At 70.7% G+C, this 3839-nt stretch carries 3 protein-coding genes; 2 read left to right on the forward strand and 1 reads right to left on the reverse strand.

Annotated elements, in window-relative coordinates; genetic code table 11:
- Positions 1–1095, reverse strand: a 1095-nt coding sequence (locus AC5RTT_RS20050) for a serine/threonine-protein kinase (protein ID WP_494146634.1), incomplete at its 3' end; no start/stop codon positions are given.
- Positions 1096–1312: 217 nt separating this feature from the next.
- Between AC5RTT_RS20050 and AC5RTT_RS20055 the strand changes: the two genes are divergently transcribed.
- Together AC5RTT_RS20055 and AC5RTT_RS20060 are read left to right on the forward strand one after the other, a co-directional pair.
- Positions 1313–2281, forward strand: coding sequence for an ABC transporter ATP-binding protein (locus AC5RTT_RS20055; RefSeq protein ID WP_494146635.1), 969 nt, complete (start codon positions 1313–1315; stop codon positions 2279–2281).
- Positions 2281–3839, forward strand: a 1559-nt coding sequence (locus tag AC5RTT_RS20060; RefSeq protein WP_494146636.1) for an ABC transporter permease, incomplete at its 3' end; no start/stop codon positions are given. The genes AC5RTT_RS20055 and AC5RTT_RS20060, both read left to right, overlap by 1 nt.

Genomic DNA, 3839 nt, shown 5'->3' on the forward strand with positions numbered 1-3839 from the left:
TGCCACGGGAGGGACAATTCTTTCCGGCGGTGCCGCACGCTCCACCGGTCTGTTGACGGGGACGATCTGCAATGAGGCGGGCTGTCGCCAGGAGGTGGCATTGGTTGCCTGGTGCTCCGGCAGAAGGGGAAGCCGGGTAGCCGCTGCCGGGCTGGCCGGTTGCGGCAGGGCAGCGCCCGCGTCCAGGACACGGGTTGCCGGAAACGATGCCTCCGCGGCTGTCGAACCATTCGCCCCTTCGGCGGGAAGCGCCCAGCCGGCTGCGGCGCCCATCGTTGCGGCCACATCCGCCGCAGTGGGCCGGTCCTGCGGGTTCATGGACGTCATGGCCGTGAGCAGTGACGTCCACTGCGGCCCCAGGGCGTCGGGGATGTGCGGCCCGCGGGAGAGCCGGGCGACGGCGGCTTCCATGGGCGGTCCGGGAAAGGCCACGCTCCCGGTGAGTGCTTCCAGCAGGACAAGGCCCAGCGAATAAATATCAGCCGGCGGCCCCACCGCGTCGCCCCTTGCCTGCTCCGGACTCAAGTAGGCAGCCGTGCCGGGGACCATGTTGGTTGCGGTGACCCGGACGCCGTCGAGCATCCGCGCGATGCCGAAATCGGCGAGCTTGGGGCGGAGCGGGGCGTCGGCCGCGTAGCGGGTGAGGAGGATGTTGGCAGGCTTCACGTCCCGGTGCACCACGCCGCGCTGGTGGATGTAGTGCAGTGCCTCGGCCAGTTCGGCTCCCAGCCGCGCGGCGTCGTTACCCGCCAACGGCCCGTCCGCCAGCTGCCGGTGGAGGTCTGTTCCCTGAACCAGTTCCATGACCAGGAACGGCACTTCGCGCTGCCCGCGGACCAGCGTGCCGGTGTCGAAGAGCGTGACGAGGCCATGGTGGTTTAGCTGCGCCAGCATCCGGGCCTCCGATTGCTGCCTCGCGAGCTCGTTGGCGTCGGTGATGTCGTCGCGGAAAATCTTCAGCGCCACCGGCCGCTCCAGAACCTGGTCGGTCCCCCGGTATACGCTGCCCATCCCGCCGTGGCCCAGCACTTCGTCCACCCTGTAGCGCCCGCCCAGGACGGTCCCGGCCAGGCCGGTTGCCGGGTGTTCGGTCATGGTTGCCGCCTTCCGTCTGCATCCACTCTAGGCGCATGGCCCCCTGCTGCAGGGGGTCTCGAGGCAGCTGCGAAGGCCTCTACCGCGGCACATCCGCCGCTTGTATGATGTGGACCGGAGAGCCGGGAAGCCTGGTCGGCCCGCAGCCATGCACGCCTGCGGCACGTACCTGGCAGCCGCCATGGGCGTGAGCTGCGAGACCACGAACGGAACCCCCATGCACGCAGATTCAACCCCCGTTGTCCACACCTCCGGCCTTGTGAAGAACTTCGGGCGGACCACCGCGCTGGCAGGCCTGGACCTGACTGTCCTGCCCGGCGAGGTCCACGGCTTCCTCGGGCCCAACGGCGCCGGAAAGTCCACCACCCTCCGGATCCTCCTGGGGCTGATCAAGCCCAGCTCCGGAACCGCCAGGGTTTTCGGGATCGACCCCTGGGCCGAACCGGTCCGGGCGCACCAGGACGTCGCCTACGTTCCCGGGGACGTGACGCTCTGGCCTAACCTGTCCGGCGGGGAGGTCATAGACTTGCTGGCCGGGCTCCGCGGCGGGGCCGACGAAACCCTGCGCCGGCAGCTGATCGAGGAATTCGACTTCGATCCGCGGCGGAAGGCCCGCACCTATTCCAAGGGGAACAGGCAAAAGGCAGCGCTGATCGCCGCGTTTTCCCGCCGCGCCAGGCTGTACCTGCTGGATGAGCCAAGTTCGGGCCTGGACCCGGTGATGGACGCCGTCTTCCGCCGGCATGTCCGGCGGGTCACCGGCGAGGGGGCCACGGTGCTGCTGTCCAGCCACATCCTGGCGGAAGTGGAACAGCTGTGTGACCGGGTGACCATCATCCGGACCGGGACCGCGGTGGAGTCCGGGACCCTGGCCGAACTACGGCACCTGACCCGGACCCGTTTCCGGATCACCGCAGCCGCGCAACCGGACGTGCTGGCGGCCCTGCAGGGCTTCCATGACGTGCGGATAGACGGGGACGCCATCGAGTTCGACGCCGACGCCGCCCACCTTGGTGCTGTGCTGGACGCGCTCGCATCGGCAGGTGTCACCAGCATCACGGCCGCGCCGCCGTCGTTGGAAGAGCTGTTCCTGCGGCATTACAGCGACCAGACGCCCGCCCCGCAGATCCAGGCCAAGCAGAGCCAGGCCCAGCAGAGCCAAGCCCAGCAGGGCCAGGTGCTCTGATGGGCGCCGTCCTGCGCCTGGCACTGCTTCAGGCACGGCGTGACCGGGCAATCCTGGCGGCGTGGATCGTGGGCATTGCCGGCCTGGGGTACGCCGCAGCCACAGCCATCACCACCCAGTTCGCGGCGGACAATGAGCGGGCCGCCCTGATTGCCGTGGCCGCCGCCAGCCCGGCTTTCCTGTTCCTGCGCGGCCTCCCGGACGGCATCAGCTCCGGCGCGGTCACGTTCTTCCAGGGCTATTCCTTCACCGCGGTTCTGGCGGGGCTGATGGGCACGTTCCTGGTGGTCCGGCAAACGCGGGCGGATGAGGACCAGGGCCGCTTCGAACTCCTCGGCTCCACGGGCGTCACCCGGGCTGCGCCGCTGCAGGCCACCCTGCTGCTTGGAACCTCCGCCAACGTGGTCCTCGCCCTGGCCGTGGCCGGTGGCTTCGCTGGGGCTGGCCTGCCGGTTGAGGGTTCCTTCCTGGCGGGGGCGGCCGTGGGTGCCGTGGGATTGTTCTTTATGGGCGCCGCGGCGGTGGTGGCCCAGGTGATGCCGTCCGCCCGCACTGCCAACGGAACTGGTGCAGCGCTGGTGGGTGCCGCCTACATGGTCCGTGGGGCAGGCGACGCCCTGGGCACCGCCGATCTCTCAACGCTGCAGGTCACCCCCGCCTGGCCCTCCCTGCTGTCCCCGATTGGCTGGGGCCAGCGCATCCGGCCGTTTACGGAGGCCGATCCGCTGCCGCTGCTGGTCCTGGCCGGTGCCGCCGTGCTCCTGGGGGCGGCGGCCGTGGTGCTGCGCCGGGGGCGGGACCTGGGTGCCAGCTATATCGCGGCCAACGAGTCGGGTCCAGAGCACGCGCGCTCCAGCCTGGTGTCGATGCCCGGGCTCGCGTGGCGACTGCAGCGCGGAAGTGTGGCCAGCTGGTGCTTCACCGCCGCGGTGATGGGGGCCGTGGCCGGCGGACTGGGCCCGGTGGTCCGGGATGCACTGGCCGGCAACCCTGCACTGATGGAACTGATGGGCCGCCTGGTTCCGGGGGAGTCGGCCATGGTGGACCTGTTCACCACGGCCATGCTCGGCATTGTCGGGGTACTGGCGGCCGCCGCGGGAATCCAGGCGGTGCTGCGGCTGAGGGCGGAAGAAGCCGAGGGGCGGGCCGAGCTGCTCCTGGCCGTGCCGGCGTCGCGCCTCCGGTGGCTGGCCGGGACGCTCGCCGTCGCCGTCATCACCACGACGGTGGTCGCGGCCGCCGCGGGAGCTGCGGCGGCCGCTGTGCTCACCGTTTCCCAGGCGGGGGGCAGCAGCGCGGGCACCGTCTTTGCGGCGGCACTGGCCCATGTTCCGGCGGCGCTGGTCTTTCCCGCGGTGACGGTGCTGGTGTTCGCGCTGGCGTCGCGGTGGAGCAGTGCGGTGGGCTGGGGATTCCTGGCCGTGGGGCTGGTACTGGGCCAGTTCGGGGACCTGCTGGGGCTGCCGGTGTGGCTGCAGGACCTGAGCCCCTTCCGGCATTCGTCCGCGATGCCTGCCGAGGCGTTCGATCCGGCCGGCGCCGTGCTGCTGGCCGCCGT

The organism is Arthrobacter sp. Y3221157 (assembly GCF_059089865.1).